The 18,901-nt window shown below is 37.4% G+C and carries 16 protein-coding genes and 1 pseudogene; 12 read left to right on the top strand and 5 right to left on the bottom strand.

All coding sequences use genetic code 11. From position 1 onward, the window contains the following. The first annotated feature begins 26 nt into the window (after window positions 1–26). The 4 genes and pseudogenes from fliW to CSV63_RS12895 all read left to right on the top strand — a co-directional run. The gene (fliW, locus tag CSV63_RS12910) at window positions 27–458 is read left to right on the top strand and encodes a flagellar assembly protein FliW (RefSeq protein ID WP_099696177.1); all 432 of its coding nucleotides are present in this window, start codon (window positions 27–29) and stop codon (window positions 456–458) included. 1 nt (window position 459) lies between these two features. After that, window positions 460–681, top strand: a complete 222-nt coding sequence (gene csrA / locus CSV63_RS12905; protein WP_099696176.1) for a carbon storage regulator CsrA — start codon at window positions 460–462, stop codon at window positions 679–681. A gap of 262 nt (window positions 682–943) precedes the next feature. Beyond that, a complete protein-coding gene (locus CSV63_RS16975; protein ID WP_099696175.1) occupies window positions 944–2,230 on the top strand; it encodes a flagellin N-terminal helical domain-containing protein in 1,287 nt (428 codons plus the stop codon). A 353-nt stretch (window positions 2,231–2,583) separates the two neighbouring features. Continuing rightward, a pseudogene (locus CSV63_RS12895) lies at window positions 2,584–2,697 on the top strand (flagellin); the annotation flags it as partial. 673 nt (window positions 2,698–3,370) lie between these two features. Here the strand turns inward: CSV63_RS12895 and CSV63_RS12890 are convergent. Beyond that, the gene (locus CSV63_RS12890) at window positions 3,371–5,041 is read right to left on the bottom strand and encodes a hypothetical protein (protein WP_099696174.1); all 1,671 of its coding nucleotides are present in this window, start codon (window positions 5,039–5,041) and stop codon (window positions 3,371–3,373) included. A 116-nt stretch (window positions 5,042–5,157) separates the two neighbouring features. Between CSV63_RS12890 and CSV63_RS12885 the strand changes: the two genes are divergently transcribed. Continuing rightward, on the top strand, window positions 5,158–5,385 hold the full coding sequence (locus tag CSV63_RS12885; protein ID WP_099696173.1) for a hypothetical protein: 228 nt from the start codon (window positions 5,158–5,160) through the stop codon (window positions 5,383–5,385). Window positions 5,386–5,526: 141 nt separating this feature from the next. Continuing rightward, complete coding sequence (locus CSV63_RS12880; protein WP_099696172.1) at window positions 5,527–6,156, top strand: SLATT domain-containing protein; 630 nt, start codon at window positions 5,527–5,529, stop codon at window positions 6,154–6,156. 497 nt (window positions 6,157–6,653) lie between these two features. On the opposite strand, the gene CSV63_RS12875 is transcribed toward CSV63_RS12880, so the two are convergent. Then, window positions 6,654–7,676 (bottom strand): hypothetical protein, encoded by a 1,023-nt coding sequence (locus CSV63_RS12875; RefSeq protein ID WP_099696171.1) that lies wholly within the window; start codon window positions 7,674–7,676, stop codon window positions 6,654–6,656. Window positions 7,677–8,282: 606 nt separating this feature from the next. Between CSV63_RS12875 and CSV63_RS12865 the strand changes: the two genes are divergently transcribed. The 6 genes from CSV63_RS12865 to CSV63_RS12840 all read left to right on the top strand — a co-directional run bounded on the left by CSV63_RS12865 (window position 8,283) and on the right by CSV63_RS12840 (window position 15,404). Further along, window positions 8,283–9,623, top strand: coding sequence for a reverse transcriptase/maturase family protein (locus tag CSV63_RS12865; RefSeq protein ID WP_099696169.1), 1,341 nt, complete (start codon window positions 8,283–8,285; stop codon window positions 9,621–9,623). 470 nt (window positions 9,624–10,093) lie between these two features. Continuing rightward, window positions 10,094–10,921 (top strand): hypothetical protein, encoded by an 828-nt coding sequence (locus tag CSV63_RS12860; RefSeq protein ID WP_099696168.1) that lies wholly within the window; start codon window positions 10,094–10,096, stop codon window positions 10,919–10,921. 248 nt (window positions 10,922–11,169) lie between these two features. Next, a complete protein-coding gene (locus CSV63_RS12855; RefSeq protein ID WP_099696167.1) occupies window positions 11,170–12,912 on the top strand; it encodes a P-loop NTPase fold protein in 1,743 nt (580 codons plus the stop codon). A gap of 596 nt (window positions 12,913–13,508) precedes the next feature. Further along, a complete protein-coding gene (locus CSV63_RS12850) occupies window positions 13,509–13,811 on the top strand; it encodes a hypothetical protein (protein WP_143565403.1) in 303 nt (100 codons plus the stop codon). A 276-nt stretch (window positions 13,812–14,087) separates the two neighbouring features. Beyond that, window positions 14,088–14,906: a choline kinase family protein gene (locus CSV63_RS12845; protein WP_099696165.1), complete on the top strand. Its 819-nt coding sequence runs from the start codon at window positions 14,088–14,090 to the stop codon at window positions 14,904–14,906. Between the two features lie 78 nt (window positions 14,907–14,984). Next, entirely contained in the window at window positions 14,985–15,404 is a 420-nt protein-coding gene (locus tag CSV63_RS12840) for a PaaI family thioesterase (protein WP_099696164.1), read from the top strand. A 153-nt stretch (window positions 15,405–15,557) separates the two neighbouring features. Here CSV63_RS12840 and CSV63_RS12835 read toward each other — a convergent pair whose 3' ends face one another. From CSV63_RS12835 to pdhA, 3 genes are read right to left on the bottom strand one after another with little or no spacing between them, the layout of a single operon-like run. After that, a complete protein-coding gene (locus CSV63_RS12835; protein ID WP_199203666.1) occupies window positions 15,558–16,787 on the bottom strand; it encodes a dihydrolipoamide acetyltransferase family protein in 1,230 nt (409 codons plus the stop codon). Between the two features lie 13 nt (window positions 16,788–16,800). Beyond that, window positions 16,801–17,823, bottom strand: a complete 1,023-nt coding sequence (locus CSV63_RS12830) for an alpha-ketoacid dehydrogenase subunit beta (RefSeq protein ID WP_099696162.1) — start codon at window positions 17,821–17,823, stop codon at window positions 16,801–16,803. After that, window positions 17,820–18,887, bottom strand: a complete 1,068-nt coding sequence (gene pdhA, locus CSV63_RS12825; RefSeq protein WP_099696161.1) for a pyruvate dehydrogenase (acetyl-transferring) E1 component subunit alpha — start codon at window positions 18,885–18,887, stop codon at window positions 17,820–17,822. Before pdhA ends, CSV63_RS12830 begins: the two co-directional genes overlap by 4 nt. Window positions 18,888–18,901 lie beyond the last annotated feature (14 nt).

Here is an 18,901-nt window from a genome sequence, read left to right as displayed (position 1 = left end):
CATTAAGTAAAGGAGCAACTTACAACATGAGAATTGAAACCAAATTTCATGCCACGATCGATATAGATCCAACAGAAAAGTGGTATTTTCCAAAAGGAATCCCAGGCTTCGAAAACGAAACAGACTTTGTATTGTTGCCAATTGAAGGCAGTGACGCTTTACAAGTCTTGCAATCAACGAAGCAGCAAGAAGTTGCATTTATTGTAGCTAATCCATATACACTAGTAACCGATTATACATTTGAAATAGATAGCTCGACGATTGACTTACTTGAAATCAATCAGCCAGAAGATATCATGGTACTTGGCATCCTATCCATGAAACAGCCCTATCACAAGTCGACAATCAACTTGCAAGCTCCATTAATCTTTCAAGTTCTAAATAAAAAAGCCAAACAAATGATTCTCAACGACCCGCGTTTCACAGTCAGACACCCACTTGATAAAGGAGGGAACTGACATGCTCGTCTTGTCACGTAAAGTAAACGAGTCGATTCAAATTGCAGACAATATAGAAATTCGGATACTGGAGGTTAAAGGAGATACCGTGCGGATTGGCATTGAAGCGCCGAAATCCATTGAAATACTCAGAGGTGAGTTAGTCCAGTCGACTACAGAGACAAATAAAGAGGCACTCACAATCGATATGGATCTATTCACGCAGTTGATGAATAAAGAATAGTCTATAATGGAGAAAGTATCGCTATAGAGATTCTGTAGCGATGCTTTTTTATGTGGGACTCTGTTTAGACAAACTTATGACATATGCACGCTATCTTTTTTTCTGGATTTTAAGAAACTTGAAAAATATACTAAACTCTTTACCTAGCTATCCGATATTACTAGTGTAAGCGGGAGAAAGAGTTCGGCCGGCTCTGTACACCGCCACAAAATTCAGGGTCACAAGGAAGTGTACCCTACACATACTCAAGGAGGAAATTAAAATGAGAATTAATCATAATATTGCAGCGTTGAACACACATCGTCAGTTGAACACAGCTTCAACTAACCAATCTAAATCAATGGAGAAACTAGCTTCAGGTCTTCGTATCAATAAAGCAGGGGACGATGCAGCAGGTCTTGCAATTTCTGAAAAAATGCGTGGTCAGATTCGTGGATTGGATCAAGCATCTAAAAATGCTCAAGATGGTATTTCAATGATTGCTACTGCTGAGGGTGCATTAAATGAAACACATGATATTCTTCAACGTATGCGTGAGTTATCAGTCCAATCATCCAATGACACTAATACATTAGATGATAGAAAAGAAATTCAAAAGGAAGTTGAACAACTAAAATCTGAAATTAATCGTATTTCTGATACTACGGAATTCAACACTCAAAAACTTTTGAATGGTAGTTTGGGAGCTGTAGGTTCATCAGATGATAATACTGTAGTGAAATTAGAAACTGCTTCTGGACTAAAAAAAGGTGATTATACAGTAGATGTTTCTACTGCAGCTACCGTGAAAACTGCAGCAGAAGGAACTACAGCTTTTGCAGGTGCTGGAACTGACACAGGATTATCAGGAAAAGAGCTTACTATTAATGGTGTTACAATTGATTTCAGTGATATGGACGATGAGTCAGATGTAGACGCTGTAAAGGCTCGAATTAATTCATATACTGATAAAACTGGCGTAGTTGCTGGTGATGGAGGAACAACTGATACAATTTCACTTTCAACTAAAGCCTTTGGCTCAGATGCAAAAATAGTTTTAGGCGGTACAGATGCAGCTGAATTCGGTGACAAGGATACCATTACTGGTGGTGATGACGCAGTAGTTACGATTACTGATGAAAACTCTGTTGCAGAGACAATCACAGGAACTGGACAATCAGTTAGTTATAGAGGTGCTGAACTAACTGCTACTTTAGCTAGTGGAACAGATAGTGCTACTATAACTGTATCAAATAGTGGAGCAACTTTACAAATTGGTGCTAACAAAGATCAAAACATGACTATTGATTTTAATGAAATGAGTACTAAGACTCTTGGGGATACAAATGTAGGTCTCGTAAAAGATATAAATCTTCAAACTCAAGATGGAGCAAACGATTCAATTAAGACTCTTGATAAGGCTATTCAACAAGTTTCAGGAGAGCGTTCTAAACTAGGTGCATTCCAAAATCGTTTAGAGCACTCAATTAACAACTTAAACACTTCTTCAGAAAACCTAACTGCTGCGGAATCTCGTATCCGTGACGTAGATTATGCTTTAGCTGCTTAAGCAGTAACAAGCACAGTCGTCCTAGCTGGTAACGGCTAGAGAGTATGATCGGGTGAATTGCTGGAAACCCCTAAAACTCACTTCCCTACAACGTAGCTGGAAACGGCAAGCGTGAATGGTCAAAAAGAAGAGAGATTGGGCAATCAGCAGCCAAGCTCCTGTCTCGAAAGAGTGGAGAAGGTTCAACGACTAGGATAGACCATCTAAGGCGAGAGCTATGGTGATGAAATCCATAGGTGAAACAATGTCCATCAGCATTGCGAATCCGAAGTGCCCGACCCCTAATCAATATCCACAAGGTATAGAAGGGTGAAGATATAGTCTAGTCATTAGTGAAAGCTAATGTTCGCACGATGGCGAAAGAGATGATGGAACAAACGAAGAATTCAATTCTTTCTCAAGCAGCACAAGCAATGTTGGCTCAATCGAATCAGATGCCTCAAGGAGTATTACAACTCTTGAGATAATGATTGGAAGGGCGTCTTATCCGGTAACAGATAAGAGCACAACTGGGTGAATTGCTGGAACTTCCTAAAGCTTCATCAACCACAACGTAATTGGAAACGGTCAGCGTGATGGTCTGAAAATGATGAGGATGAAACAATGGACAATCAGCAGCCAAGCTCCTGTGAGGAAACTCTGGAGAAGGTTCAACGACTAGGATATACCGTCTAAGGTTTCAGGGCTATGACGATGAAATCCGTAGGACAAGCAACACCGTCCGAAGCGCCCAGCCCCAAACAGGTTATGCTGTGGGTGAAGATATAGTCTGAGCCTATTAGAGACAATAGGACTACTTGCAAGCCAATCAACAGCCTCAGGGCGTTCTACAACTACTACGTTAATAGTACTTAATAACCAAAAGAGACTTCTTTTTAGAAGTCTCTTTTGCTTACATAAGATTTTGATCCTGTAGATCTTTGGTTTTGTAAACTATCGACCAATAACTGCGTCCGAGCTGATCGGCAATATGTTGAATGGTGCAGCCTTTTTGTTTCATAGCTATTAATGTAGCTATTTCTTTTGGTGTATAAGGTCGCATCCTGTCTCTAGAGCTAGTAATGAGTTCATATTCGGGATATTCGCGCAGCCATTTTTGAGTTTCCAGGTAGAAACGATACTGCCAGTTAGTTTTATAGCTCATTGCATTGCAGGGCAGGTAATTGTAACAGGTTGAATGTCTTGAAGAAACAGTAATGTATCTGCAGTACGGTTTGTGCGCAAATAATAACCATTTCCATCAGGTCGTTTCGTAAGTGTAAATTCAGCTAGAGTTAAACTTTTGATTTGTACTATGAAGCATTCTAATTCTTCATATGTGAAGTTTTGTAGGTACAGAGCTATATGAGGAGTGATATATATCTTTTTATTATTGTCATTCACGCGGGTTGTTAGCATTAGTGACCCATCATCCATGTAGACAGTTGCTATACTGTGCAAATCATTTAAATTAGTAAGTTGGTTTGCAGGTAAACGCTTGATTCTTCTTTCATCTTTTACTTTCTCGGCATAAAAATCAGATTGAAGTGTACTCCATAAATTATCAACTTTTGAATCAATAACCGTACCTTCACGTTTAAATACAAGATAAGGATGAAGTTTCATCACTTTCCAAGCACGATATTCATGTTGATTTATAGAAAAATGTTCATGGTAATTACTTCTGATTCCCATAGATTTTGAAGGTGTATGTCTTAATGTACCATCCCCAATAATAGAACCAAGCATAATATTTTGCTGTGTAGTTGAAAGATCATCCAACGTATTCAACGGTCGTGGTGATATGCAATTCTGTTGATGAAAACATTCTTGCACAATCTCACCCAAAGTTAAACCTGTTGCGGCTTGGACGGAGCAAAGAATGTCTCGATTTTCTTCAGTAAGGCTCACTTGATAGCGTTTGGATTCATTGTTCTCTTGCCGAGCGTAGTTGAATCTTTGAAAGTTCTCTGTTGTTACTCTAATAGAGGAAGCGTATTGCTGAATCATTTGATTGATTTCATCAGTAGGAGAGGGAATAGATATCTGTTTGGGAAGCCGTATAGTTGTCCGCTTTGCAACGGGTTTTCGAACTTCTACATTCTTAATTTTATAGGAGAACACAGGATGGATCCAAGGTGCAACCATACCTAGAAAGTATTTGATTTGCAGTTGGTCATACAAAATAAGTCTTCGTTGACCGTCTATTGCAAACAGGAAATTGAATTTGATATTTACTACATATTGAAGTAACCGAAGCTCGTCCTCGGTCCATTGCTCGGTGGAGAGAATCAGTTTCTCCAGCGTACCGTTTTCTTTCACTTTCAAGTGACCACATTCCTGGTACCACCACGCGAGTGTCTGAGCGGTCATATGCTGTTCAACAAACTCCAGAGGCATGCCCTTTGAGACGTTCTGATACCAAGCGGAGTATAATGCTTCAGCAGTAGCGCAAGGGGCAGATTCAATCACCACACGCTCTGTAAAGCCGGATTTACTCCGTGTATCCGTAGTTTGTTCCTTCTTGATAAGAAAGTCTGGTATATGCGATTGTAACTGCTGATAGCAGGAATGAGCCCATTCACTGTGTTTTGTATTGAAAGTGAAACGGAAATATTTATGGTTAGTTGCAGACGACATAATACGTCCACTGCTAAGTAGCAATGCGCAGAGCAGACTGTTTAATTTTTCATTAGAAGAAGGCAGTGAAATTATTTTCAGGTAACTGTTCTTACAATTGGCATTGTATTGTTCCTTTGCCGCTTTACCGTCTTCTAGTAAAAAGCCGTAAGATCGTGAATGAGTAGAGTATTTCAATGTTCCAATCGTCATAGCCAGCCCTCCTATAAGATAAGAATATATGTTCTTATTATATAATTTTAGAAGGTAAATAGCTAATTATAGCCTGGTAGTAGAACTGGTATAGAGTTGGAAAGGAGGTGCGGCGAATGAAGGATAACTCGAAAGAAATCGAGCGGTTGAAAGAACAACTGGAGCAAGTTAAACAGCAGGATCGGATATTGGAAGAGATAGAGAAGCGGTTGTATAAGATGAAAGAGATTGCGGAGTATGCTTCGAAGTATCGGCTTAGTGGGGAAGAAGTGGGGGAGTTGGATAAGCAGATAGAGGGTCATCGGGTGGCGATTGCGTCGTTGCAGAATTATTTGTATTCTTGAATTTCCTATTTAAGTATGTAAACTACTATATAATGAAAATTTGCTTGATAAATTACTATGACTATAGGAATATAGAATTTAGTTTTAGAAATATAGAAATTTAGACAGTAAATTATAGATAATGTTGTAAGGGGTGTTTTAATGAAAAATACAGAGAATGCCAATTTATCTTCCGAATCGCATCAACCAATAAAGTCATTAAAAGAATTAGAAAGACGTATCGATATAACTAGGAGAGCACGCTTTGCTTGTTCTACCAGGCTTAGAAACTATTTTGATAAAATCCAAAATCTAATTGTTTTTTATAATATTGTAGTTGTATTAATATCTATTATTACTTTATATCAATTTTATAATGAGAACGCTCAATGGACTACTTTTATAACATTAGCAATTTCAATAGCGCTTTCCTTTTTCGCTACTCATATGGGAGGAAAAAATTATAAAGAGAAAGCAATTCTAATGGAAAGTAACGGGCATGATTTATCCAAAATTTATGGAAAGATTGAAATGCTTAGATTAGAAGAAGAATTGGATGTTATTAAAGTATCTAATCTTTATAAAGAATATGAGCGAACACTAGCCATAGTTGAAAATCATGAGCATATTGATTATCTACAATCCAAAAAAGCAAAGAATATGCTTAATAAAGAAGATGACAAGATAGTAGAAGATTATTACAATAATGAAAAACGGAAATTTATATTCGCTTATTCTATACCGTTAATTCTGGGGATTTGCATACTATTATCACCTTTTTGGAATAGATAAAATTGAGCTTCAAGCCAATAGAGTCTAATTAAAATAATGAGTTGGAGGCAGTAGTACAATCAAATTCATAAGAAATGACAATTCCATGGACTAGATTACACGAAAAACTACTTTTAAGAAATGGTCAGAACTGATCAGAACTGATCAGAACTGATCTCCAATGAATTATTTGTGGAACAGGTAAAACTCTATTGTTTTGTAATTATCAACCCGTGCATCAAACAACTCATGCGCCATTCAGAATTGTTCTGGAGTTATATGATGCACAGGCAAGCAAAATTAAAACACACCTTCAAATGTCTAACTTCCCCATTCACTAATGAAAGAGCATAGTAACATACCAAAACACGATCTTATGATTGTGCAGCTGAAGGTGTTTTTCTTTTGGCCATAATCCTCATCAAGGGTTGGTCTTTTTATTTGGATTGTACATCTGTCTCACTATGAAAAACGAACAAATTTATAGGCTTATTTACTAATTACGAGATAATTTTAAATTAAATAAAACGTTCATCGTCAAAATCTTCAACCAGATTTTGATGTCCATTTTCTACTATTACATTTTTCCTACTTTTATATTCAACTGCTAGAGCAAATTCCCATTGAAAAACCACTATTTCGTCTTCTGGGAATGATTCACCTAATATTAGTCCAATTAATTCAGGTGTAATTATAAACCTGTAATGAGTAAAAATCCCATCTCTACAATAGTACATTCTAAAATATTCATTATGTAGTTTCCCATTAATTTGAATTAAAACAATACTAGGATAAAATAAACTAGCAAATACAAAATAGTCAGTGGATGATTTATGAAGAAATTCAGAGTGACTATTTAATATACCCTCCAGGGATATTTCATTTTCTCTATTAACAAAAATCAGATGTTTATTATTTAAACTAGATAAGACATGTAAATTATTATCTCTAGCAATCACAGTTATTAATTGATAGTTTAGTAAATCCTGATTATACAAATAATAGGTTATATCTTTGCACCAATGAATTCCTTCGCTATTAATCCTTGCACCGAAAACTAATCCACCTACACCAATATCCATCATATTATCTTTTAGAGAATAGATTTGCAGAATATTTATTGTCGAAGTTAAAGATTGTGTTGGTGAAATTCGAATATCTTTATTTCTTTCAAGTAGTAACTCATTTCTATATGTCCAACTCTCTCTTGAGATACCTGATCCAATGTGGCAAAACTCTTTTCCAACAGCTTCTTCACCATTAAAATGAACTAATTTCGGCGTATCATTTTGTATGAATCCTACCAAAAAATCAATGTCATTATAAGAAATAGAATTGGCAATTGTATTAAAGGCACTATATATATCAATTCCAGAAGTTAATTGTATATGCAATAAATCAAACACTTCATCAATGTGATCTAGGGTTCCTGCATAGCTTATTAAGTATGAATTATTAATTGTTTGAAGTTTCAAGGCTCCTTCATATACATACTTCTTACCTCTTTTTTCATGTATATTTCCGAAACTAGTTTCCTTCATTTCACCATCTTAATAATCTGAAGATACAGCGGAATCCACTACCATAAAAATATTATTTTTATCTTTCCAGGCTAAACAATAAGTAATATCAAACACTCCATTCTAATTTTTAAGAGATTCTCTATTATACCCATTACACCTTAATATAGTTGCAACTCTTTATCTATTAAGCAAGTGGTGACAAAGAGATACTATGTTTGATATGCGTAGTTTAAGCGGGTATTTGCCCTTAAATTGCCAAATGAGTTAATAAGTGATATAATTCATGTGCCCTCCGAATATTGGGATGTGAGGGGAATCAAGTATGGAACTGTCAACCATAATGCTCCAGAGAAGAAGCCAAGATGGCATCCACACAAGGAACGCTATTAAATACTTCATAGAGCCTGGATCTACAACAAGTTGGAACTGGAATAGAAGCTTCAATTTAATCCCTCCAATATGAGATACTGACAGCCTAACTAGATTATAACATTCAAGTTTAATACCAGCATGTTGCAGGATTAATGTGGTCCCCATCTGCGAACATCAGGGCCGGAGTGCAGATAAGCTATAAAACAATTGCTGGGATTGTGGCTTCATCTGCTCGGAGAACGGAGAATTACAATGAGAGATAACAAGAAATATCAAAGTAAAAAATATCTTCATTTTGATAGTCGAATCGAATATACAAATGTACAAAAGTATGTTGAAGACCCAATGAAGATTGAAAAACATAATTTTTACCCATTATTAAAGTATACCCAAAGTACTGATAAATTTGATGCAACTCAGATATCTATCCGTGATGATAAATTGCCGATAAAAACTAAACCCCGTAATATTATGTATGCTTGCCACAAAGATAATTTTATTTATCGTTACTATGGAGAGTTATTAAATGAAGCATACTCCAAATGGGCTAAAGAAAATGATATAAACGAAGAGTCAATAGCTTATAGGGAGCCTAAGTACAGTAAGAGCAATATTGATTCCGCCGCGGAAGTTATCAATGCAATAGTCGAATATCAATATTGTTACATAATAGTAGGGGATTTTGAAAGTTATTTTGATAGCTTAGACCATCAGCTGTTAAAGAAAAGAGTCAAAATCGTGTTAAATATGGTGAATTTGGAAGAAGATTGGTACAGAGTCTTTAGATCTGTTACTAGATACTCCTATTGTGAAAAAGAGTTGATAAACAGCTTATTTGGTACGGACAAATATTTAAGAAAGAAACGAAAGTTTAGTTACTTTGACAATACGCGCGAGTATAGGGAATTTAAAAAGAAATATAAGATTTCTTTTAATAAAAACGACATTGGCATACCCCAAGGAACCGCTATTAGTGCAGTTTTGGCTAATGTCTATGCTATTTTATTCGATAAAGAAATTAAATCATTAGTGAAAGATTACAATGGTTTGTACAGAAGATATTCGGATGATTTTATAATTGTTATTCCAGCTCAAGGTGACTTTGGTAAAAGTGAATTTAATGAATTGGCTTCAAAAATTAACACTCTCGCTGCAAGAGAAAAATTAAAAATACACCTATCTAAAACACATTATCTTCAGTATGAACAAAATGAAATTAAGCATTTAGATAGCAACATTACCTGTAATCTAGATTATTTGGGATTTGCTTTTGATGGAGAAAATGTAAGGATGAGAAGTAAAAGTCCATATAAATTCTATAGGAAAGCTAACCGACTAATTGAAAAAGCTAAGAAAGCAAAAGAAAAAAAGAACTTAAAAAAGTTGCCTTATAGAAAGAAAATATACACACTATACACAGACGCAGGGATTAATAGCACTCCTTACGGAAATTTTATAACGTATGCGATTAAAGCTCAAAAGGCATTTGATGAAATAAGTCCAAATACAAATAATCTTATTTTGCAACAAATTAAAAACAGAAAAACTAAAATTGAAAAGAAATTAGGTTATAGAATTAGTTTTAAGCATTAAACTGTTATTGGTAAATCTAAGTGTCAATCCATTAAAATGGTTGACGCTTTTTAAAATTGTACTTATTATCAAACAACTCATGCACCGTTCTAAATTGATGTGAGTCATACTCCGAATATTAAGAACACGCACCTGTGCATCACACAACTCAGATACTATTCTGAATTGTTCTTGAGTTGTGTTATGCACAGGTAAACGAGATCTTAGAGATCTTATAAGTCAAATACTCACGGTTTAAATGCTGATTTTCTTGAAATGTTTAAATTAGCTTATGGAATGTTTAATGAGAAAATAAAAATAAAAAAAGATAAAACAGAATTAGAAAGTGAACATGAAGTTATAATTTCTAATGTGAAAATCAATGTTGACTATTCAAAAGGGTTGCCTATTTTTAAGATTTCTGAGCTTTGATTTCTATTCAACAAAGGATACTTGTGTAGAAAACTACACTATACAAAGGGGCTGTTGGTATGGATGAAAAGCTTTTGGATAAACACATGGAGGAGATGCGGCCCTATTTACTAAAATGGCATAGAGAGCATTCTGTAATGATGCTTACTTCTCCGTTTAAAACTTTGCAGTATAAAGTAGGAATGGAAGGTTTTGCGAAGCCTAAGGACCTGTTGTGTCAAAGCTATCTCTATTCCATTTCAGAAGCTTTTCGGGAGCTTGTGAGGACTTATTATTACGCACAGGCGGCTCATCAAATAGAGGTAGAACTTAGAGAAAAAAATGATATTCTTTGGAGTAACTATTGGAAGTATGAAATGAAAAATTATTATTTCCGCACGGTCATCCCAAGAATTATTTCTCTATTAGATTATGTGGCGGTAATGATTAATGAACTATCCTGTTGTGAAGTAGTAAAGGAAGAAGGAAAAGTTTACTTTGATCCTTTTAAGTCATGCTTAAAAAAACAGAAAAAAAGAGCTGGATGGCTATCTTTTAAAGAAATTAATGAATTAAACCTTATCCTTTCGCCTATTTACAAAGACATTAGCCAAAGTGACAGAAATGTCCTCAGGCACTATCGAAATACATCGACCCATAGATACTTTGTTGGCATAGATGAACTGACTGTTGCCCTTCAAAAACGAATGCTGTCCGTAAAAGAGCGACAAAAATTTAATATACAACAGACTCATAGTTATGGATTGAGTGGACTCCCAGAATACTCTTTCAGCGAATTAGTTATTATAGCTGAGAAACTGTTGAACAACTTAGATAGCATGTTATCGCAACTGTTGCAAATGGATATGATAAGAAAGTCCGTAAAACTAATAGAAGAGAAAAAGTAGTTCTTGACACAAGCGCTTGTACATTGAATGCTGATTATAAGATTAGCCAAGTGGTATTGTGCACCTGTGCACCTGTGCATCACACAACTTGGTACTGATTCTGAATAGTATTAGAGTTGTGCGATGCACAGGTGCGCTAAAATCAGTGAGAAATTGCGGGCGCTGCAACGTGGTTCCCGATATATTACGCATTTGTGCATTACATGAAAATAAAAGGTGAGATTTAACAAAAAGTAGGAGTGTTTTAATTGAAAGATAACGATATGAAGCCATTAGATAATAAAATGTTAGATCATGCCCTATTCCCTGCAACTTTATTATCTAAGAAAAATATGTTAGAGAAGATTTTAATTAAGAATTCACTTGGGATATATGCTATTGCTGGGGATAGGGGCGTTGGTAAAACAACGCTAATGAATTCATTGAGAAGGAAGTACGATGACAAAGTTACAGATTATCTTGATGATGAAAGGAAATTTGCTTTTTTACATTTAAATATTATTAATAAAGAAACAGATTTATTGAGAGAGATAGTATTATTTTTAGAAAAAATATATATAGAAAAAAAAGAGATATCTAGATTAGACGAAGAAAAGCACAAAAAAACAGATGGATTAATAAGTTATAAAGACAGGATTGCTGAATTAAAAGAGAGCGTGTTATTTGATATATTTTTGGAAGAGATAGAAGAGAATAATAGTAGGAGTAGTAACGTTACAAAATTCGGTTTGAGTTTCAAGAGTAAGGTAAGCCTAGTTGGAATGTTTTTCTCTATGTTTAATATGAGCTCTGAAGATACACATTTAACTGATGAGAGAGTCCAAAACTTGAAGATCAAATCTTCGAGACAAAGAAAAGAAGACTTATTAAAAGAAGTTATTAGTCTCCTCAATATTTTCTCTGAAAAATTATCCGTGGTTATTATATTGGATGAACTAGATAAGATGAGCAATGATGAAATAGAAAAATTTATGAATGAGAATAAAATTCTTCTAACAGAATGTCCTGTTATATTTTTCTTATTGTTTGACACTAAAAAATTTTTGGATATGAAATATAGTAACAATCATTTAATCCTAAATAACGTGGTTAGAGAGTATATTTTTTTACCAAGATTAAACTGGCAAGAATTTATTTTAGTGGCACCAAAAGTTCTAAAAATAGGCCAGATTGAAGAGCTCAGAAAAATATTTTATCTAACAAAAGGAAATTTAAGGGGAATAATTAAGATTAGAAAGGATTGTGATGATTTATATAGACTATCTGTAAATGGTGGAATAAACGAAGAGTTATCGTTCTTTTCGAACCGTTCACATCATATTTTGATAAGCCTTTTAAATAACCATTATCTAAAAAGATTGCCTGAGGGCTTTAAAGAAATAGCAATTGATTACATGCTTGATGTTCTTGAAGTGCATAGAATAAATAACTATATAACTGAACAAGAGTTGAGTGAAATAGATGTTTTATATAACTCAAGCAATGTTTTATTAAATAGTGTTCTCAAAAAAGTCAAATCGATAATAATTGAATATAGTGACTGTCTTGACCAAGAAATAGCAAATACGTTGAAGGAGGAGTTAGTTAGATATTATCCAACCCAGGAGAGATTTCCTAAAGTGAAGGCATATCAACCAACTATTTTAGAAACACGAGACTTAAGCGTATTATTTGGAATAATGGATATTTATCATGACAGTATTGACGGTGTAATTATATGTAAAGAAGAAACAGAGGGAACTATAAATAATATTTCATACACAGCTAATATATTAATATCGAATAACTACATGCCATCAATTATGTTTTTAAATAAAGGCGGTTTCGCTTGGAATCATGAAGATGCACATAAGTATAAAGAAATGTTGAGATATCTAAAAGAAATGGAAATTAAGTATATTGATATACAATTACCTACAAATAAAAATATTATAGAAGAAATAAACAACTTAGTTCCCTTTATAGATGAGTTTGATAAGAAATATAAATAGCCATCGACAGAAGAAGTCGCTTGTCTTAAAACAGCGTGCAAACAAGTCATAAAAATATAAAGAGAATAATCCCATTGAAATGTGAAAAGGCTAGCGAAATGGGGTGTATCTGTGTATTAGGAAATTGCCATTTTCCTTTACCAATTACACTTTCACTTAAATCGTCTACAAATCTAACCTTGTGAAAATTTTCATAAAGTAATTCCGATATCTTATACACATATGCCTTATCTTTCTGATAATTCGCATTGCCTATTTTGCCGATTGTAGTGTCATAAAAAAGTCATGCTCTTTCATTTTTAACAATAATTCTTTTGGTTCAATATTCATTTAAACAAAACACCTCCCAAAGAATACTTATTCAGTGGGTCATGAATTTATACCCAAAAGCAAACAGATTAAGTGCTGCTGATATCTCATTACCTTATAAACCACAATTTTTATTTAAAAATAATGAAAATATTAATAGATTCGGTGTAGAGATTTTTTAAATAATGATATATAGGTGATTAATAAATATTTAATCCATGATCAAATAACCCTTCCTGATGTATAAGAAATCTCTACCCAAATACATAATAATTAGCCCACCCAATTTGACACAACACCCTGCCCAACAGTCACAAGTGGTCTGCCCAAAGTCGACAGGTGGACCTGACGATTTTGAGCAAGTGCACTTGCCTAAATCCGCCAAGCCAATAACTAAAGAACTTAAAGAATCTTTAAAAATAAAGAATAAAACTATTGTCGAGAAGAATCTCGACGTTGCACATATCATTATCAATTACTTGAATGACAAAACAGAAAAGCAATACAAAATCCAGTCACATACAATCAATCTCCAAAAAAATATTAAATATCTGTATCCTTTTCAGAAAAACACTCTATATGACAAGTGAGTGGTAATTAGCAAAGAGAATCAACACAGGACGCTGTGAACCGAAATGACAATGTATATCGGCTCTGCATATTTGAAGTTTTACCACTCTAAAATACAATAGGGAAGCCATTATACAATAAGCATCAAATCAAACGTCTGCTTGATTACAATTAATAATCGGCCTATTCTGATAGTTACTTGATTGTACAGTGGGTCCTGATATAATTAATTTCAATTCAGAAATATATTAATAGAACAATAAGTACAATAGTACAGAAAACCGAGGTGCAAAAAAGTGTTTCTAATCGAAGATCTTACATACATCAAAAGACTAGGCGGTCTTACCAATCTAAACTTCCTCGTTGCGCACAAAGGACAAAAATACGTCCTACGTTTCCCGGCGCATGAGTTTGAAGATATTATTAACCGCCAAAATGAAAAAGCAAATCAGCAGATTGCGGCTGAAGTTGGGGTGACAGTTGGTAACGTGGTGTTTACCGATGAGGGTATTAAAATGACTCCGTATTATGATGCGACGGCTGATTTAACGCGGGATTTGATTGTGACGCCGGAGTATTTGGAGAAAGTGGCGGGTGTGTTGGCTACGCTTCATTCGTCGAATAGGGAATTTAAGAATCGTTTTAATTATTGGGACGAGGTGGAGAAGTATAAGCGTTCGTTAACGGAAATTCCTTCGCTTTATGTATTGTTGGAGGAGCGGTTGCGGAAGTTGACGCAAGGGGAGCGGCAAGAATATGCGCCGTGTCATATGGATTCGGTGACGGGTAATTTTATTCAGAATGATGCCAAGCAAGTGCTGTTGATTGACTGGGAGTACAGTGCGAATTATTTGCCTGAATGGGATTTGGCGGCGTTTATTTTGGAACGGGAGTTAAGTGAGCAGCAAGAGCAAGTGTTACTCGATTATTACGGTTTGCCAGCTTCCTCGAAAGAGTCGCTTGATCTGCAAAAGTTAAAGACTGACTTTCTTTGGTCGTTATGGTCGCTCGTTAAAGAGAAGGAAGATCCTTCGTTTGAACAGTATACAGCGATGCGTACGGAGCGTCTGATCGAGGGAGTAGAGCGGTATTATCGGGAGTATGGGGATAAGTAACGGCATTCTATTATCCACGTCTTGCATTTCCCCCTTGTGTATCAGATAGTAAAACAAAGTAATGGAGTGGATGAGCGGATGGCAGAGCCGAAAACAGTGGATTTGATGAAGGTAGTGAAGGGGGAAGCGACGCCTCCGAATTGTGATTTGACATTGCAGCTTGACGTACGGTCAGCAGAGGATGGACTGGCTCGTGGTGTTTGGACAGTAGATGAGAAGTTCATGAATGGAAACGGCGTGTCGATGGGTGGTTTTTTAACATCCGCGGCAGATATTATGATGGCTTATGCGGTTGCTTCCAAAATAGCCGAAGATCAGACATTTGCTTCTGTAGATATTCATACGACATTTCACCGGCCCGTGTTGATAGGAACGGTGGAAGTAGAGGCTCGTGTAGAACGGCTCGGACGCAAGATGGCTTATGTAGTAGCTAGTCTCTTTCAAAATGACAAGAAAGTTGGAGACGTCGTTTCTTCTGTAATGATCTTGGCTAAGTAAGGTGGACTAGTGCAGACGATCTCAAAAAATCTTTTCCGGTAAAACGGGAAAGATTTTTATTTTTGAAGTAATTGAAATTAGACAAGAAAAAACCCGGTTAACGTGAACCCGGGTAAAGTAATTCATTATTACTTGGATGATATCGCCTACTATTTATATTAATTCCAACCAAAGCTTTTTAGGATGTTCAATCAATTCTGCAAAGCGGTTTGTAAAGGCTACTGCCGTTGCGCCGTCTGCTACTCGGTGGTCAAATGACATGGAAATATTCATCATCGATCGGATGACAATTTCGTCATCATCCGTGACCACTGCGCATTTCTTTGTTTTATGGAATGCGATGATCGCCGTTTCAGGATGGTTAATAATCGGCGTCGCGCCCGTACTTCCGAGTGGTCCGACGTTCGTGATGGTCATGGTGCCACCGCGCATTTCTTTACCTGACAATGTACCGAGCCGTGCTTTTTCATTCAGCTCTTTCATTTCCGTATTGACTTCTAGCAATGTTTTCTTATGAGCATTTTTCAAAACGGGCACAATCAGTCCGAGTGTTGAATCAACGGCAAGTCCGATATGATAGTCTTTTTCAAGAATGATGACGCCATTTTCTTCATCCAGCTTGGCGTTGAAAACAGGGAAGTCCTTTAACGCTACGACCAATGCCTTGATGAAAAATGCCACTGCGGAAATAGAGGCTCCGTCTGCTTTTAGTTCCTCGCGCAGTGCAAGGAGATTCGTCATATCGATTTCCTCGAAATGTGTAACATGCGGAATCGTCGTCAGTGATTGGGTCATTTTCTTTGCGATCTGCTTACGGATGCCTGTGAAAGGTATCGTCTCCACTTCTGCAGGTGTTGCTTTAGTTGCAGGAGTGGATTGCAAAGTATCCGTTACTGCAGTTTCCAGCACCGCGGAAGTTTGATCGCTTCCTTCTTTCATGAAACGGTACACGTCTTCTTCTAAAATACGACCTGCAGGACCCGTTCCGTTGACTAGTGTAATGTCCACGCCGTTTTCTCTAGCAATTTTCCGTGTGTACGGAGCTGCCATGATCCGGTGAGGGCCTTTGAAGATTGTGGCAGCGAGTTTCTTTGTTTCGGTCGGGGCCGACTTGGCAGCAGTGGCTTTCTCGGCCCGTCCGGAACCATTTTCCACTTCTATCAATAAGATCGTAGTGCCTACATTAACCGTAGAGGCAGTATCGATTAATAGTTCTTTTACAATTCCAGTTGCGGGCGACGGTAATTCCGCTACCATTTTATCTGTTTGTACTTCTACAAGGGCTTGATCCGCAACAACGGAGTCACCGGGTTTCACAAGATAGTGAAGAATCTCGGCTTCCGTCATTCCTTCTCCTATATCATGCAGTTTTACTTCTAACAATGGGGAAACCTCCTTAGAATGTATAGACTTTTTCGATTGCTTCATCTATACGTTTGGTAGTGGGTAGATAATCATCTTCCAGTGCGAAGAAGGGGACTGGGACGTCAAATCCCGTTACTTTTTCAATTGGTGCTTTCATATATAAGAATGAATATTTATTAATAATAGACAAAATATCGTTTCCGACACCTGTCGTTTCATGTGCTTCATGCACGACGACGACGCGGCCGGTTTTTTGTACAGATTCTGCGATGATGTCTTTATCGAGAGGGAACAACGTACGCATATCAATTACGTCACATTGAATCCCTCTAGCTTTCGCTTTTTCAGCCGCTTTCTTCGCGACAGGCACCATGGCGCCCCAAGCGATGACGGTTACATCATCACCTTCCGCCACTTTCTTCCCTTTGCCGATTTCGATTTCATACATCCCTTCCGGAACATCTTCGCGGAAAGCGCGATATAAGCGCATCGGCTCCATGAACAATACGGGATCGGGATCTTTAATCGCTGCGATGAGCAAACCTTTCGCGTCGGCAGGGGATGAAGGACAGACGACTTTAATGCCTGGCATATGTGTGAAAAGGGATTCCGGACTGTCTGAATGAATTTCCGGTGCGCGCACGCCCGCCCCGTATGGCGCACGAATGACCATTGGCACCGTATACTTGCTCATCGTCCGCATTCTTACTCGAGTCACATGCGTGGCAATTTGTTCGTATGCTGGATAAATAAAACCGAGAAATTGTATTTCCACGATCGGAATCATTCCGTTGACTGCTAGCCCAACTGAGGCGCCGACAATGCCGGCTTCACTTAACGGTGTGTCAATGACACGATCTTCACCGAATTTTTCTTGAAGGCCTTCGGTTGCGCGGAATACGCCACCGTTTTTCCCGATGTCTTCTCCGAGCAGCATGACGCGGTCGTCTTCAGCGAGCATCGTACCGAGTGCATCTGTCACGGCCTGGACAAGCGTTAATGACTGTGTCGTTTTAGTTGTTTCTACTGCTGATTTTTCAGTAACTGGATTCATACTTGCTCACTCCTTACTGATTGTAGATACTGATCTTTCTGCTCCTGTAGTGGCCATGGCAGTTCTTCAAATACATGGTCGAATAAATCTTCTACATTCGCTTTCGGGAAGTTTTCCATATCCACGACTGCTTTTTCAATTTCCTCGTTGATCTGTGTAGTGATTTCTTGCACCCAGTTTTCGTCCCAGTATTTTTGTTCTTTCATGAAACGTTCTAAGCGTATTAGGGGATCTAATTGATCGCGTGTAGATTCGACTTCGTTTTGATCGCGGTATTTCGTCGGATCGTCCGCTGTGGTATGGGCACCGAAACGCTGGGTAACGGCTTCGATTAACGTCGGTCCGCCACCGTTTCTCGCTCTGTCGAATGCTTTTTTCGTCTCAAAATATACGGCGAAAATATCGTTTCCATCAATGCGGATGCCAGGCATGCCGTACGCGACACTTTTCTGCGCGATGGTTTTGGAGTTCATTTGCTTCTCAATTGACGTCGAAATGGCATAGCCGTTGTTCTGGTTAAAGAACACGACAGGTAACTTGAAGACACTGGCAAAGTTCATGCCTTCGTGAAAGTCTCCCTCAGATGTCGCCCCGTCGCCAAAATAAGCGATCGAAACATGTGTATTGCCTTTACGTTTATCTGCCCACGCAGCACCTGCCGCATGGGGGAGCTGTGTGGCAATCGGAACGGCTGGAGGGAAGATATTGCGGCCAGGATGCACATTCCCTTCCGCGCGTCCGTTCCAGTACAGCAACACGTTCGGCATATTTGCGCCGAACGTCAACAGGGCACCGTGATCCCGATAGGTAGGAAACACCCAGTCGTCTATTTCCAAGGAAAGAGCGCTTCCTACTTGTGCCGCCTCCTGTCCTTCGAAAAGGGCATACGTTCCAAGTCTGCCTTGACGCTGCAGGCTTTTCGCTTTGCGGTCAAACGTTCTGATTCGTAGCATATTATAGTAAAATGTATGAACTAACTCGGTTGAGATGTCTCCTTTAATGGAATCATCCGAGAATTTCCCTTCTTCATTCACATATTGAGTAATTGGATATAGTTCTTCCATGAATCGTTCACCTC

It is taken from the genome of Sporosarcina sp. P34, from assembly GCF_002743375.1.
Classification (GTDB): Bacteria; Bacillota; Bacilli; order Bacillales_A; family Planococcaceae; genus Sporosarcina.
This window is presented reverse-complemented; position numbering and strand designations above follow the sequence as displayed.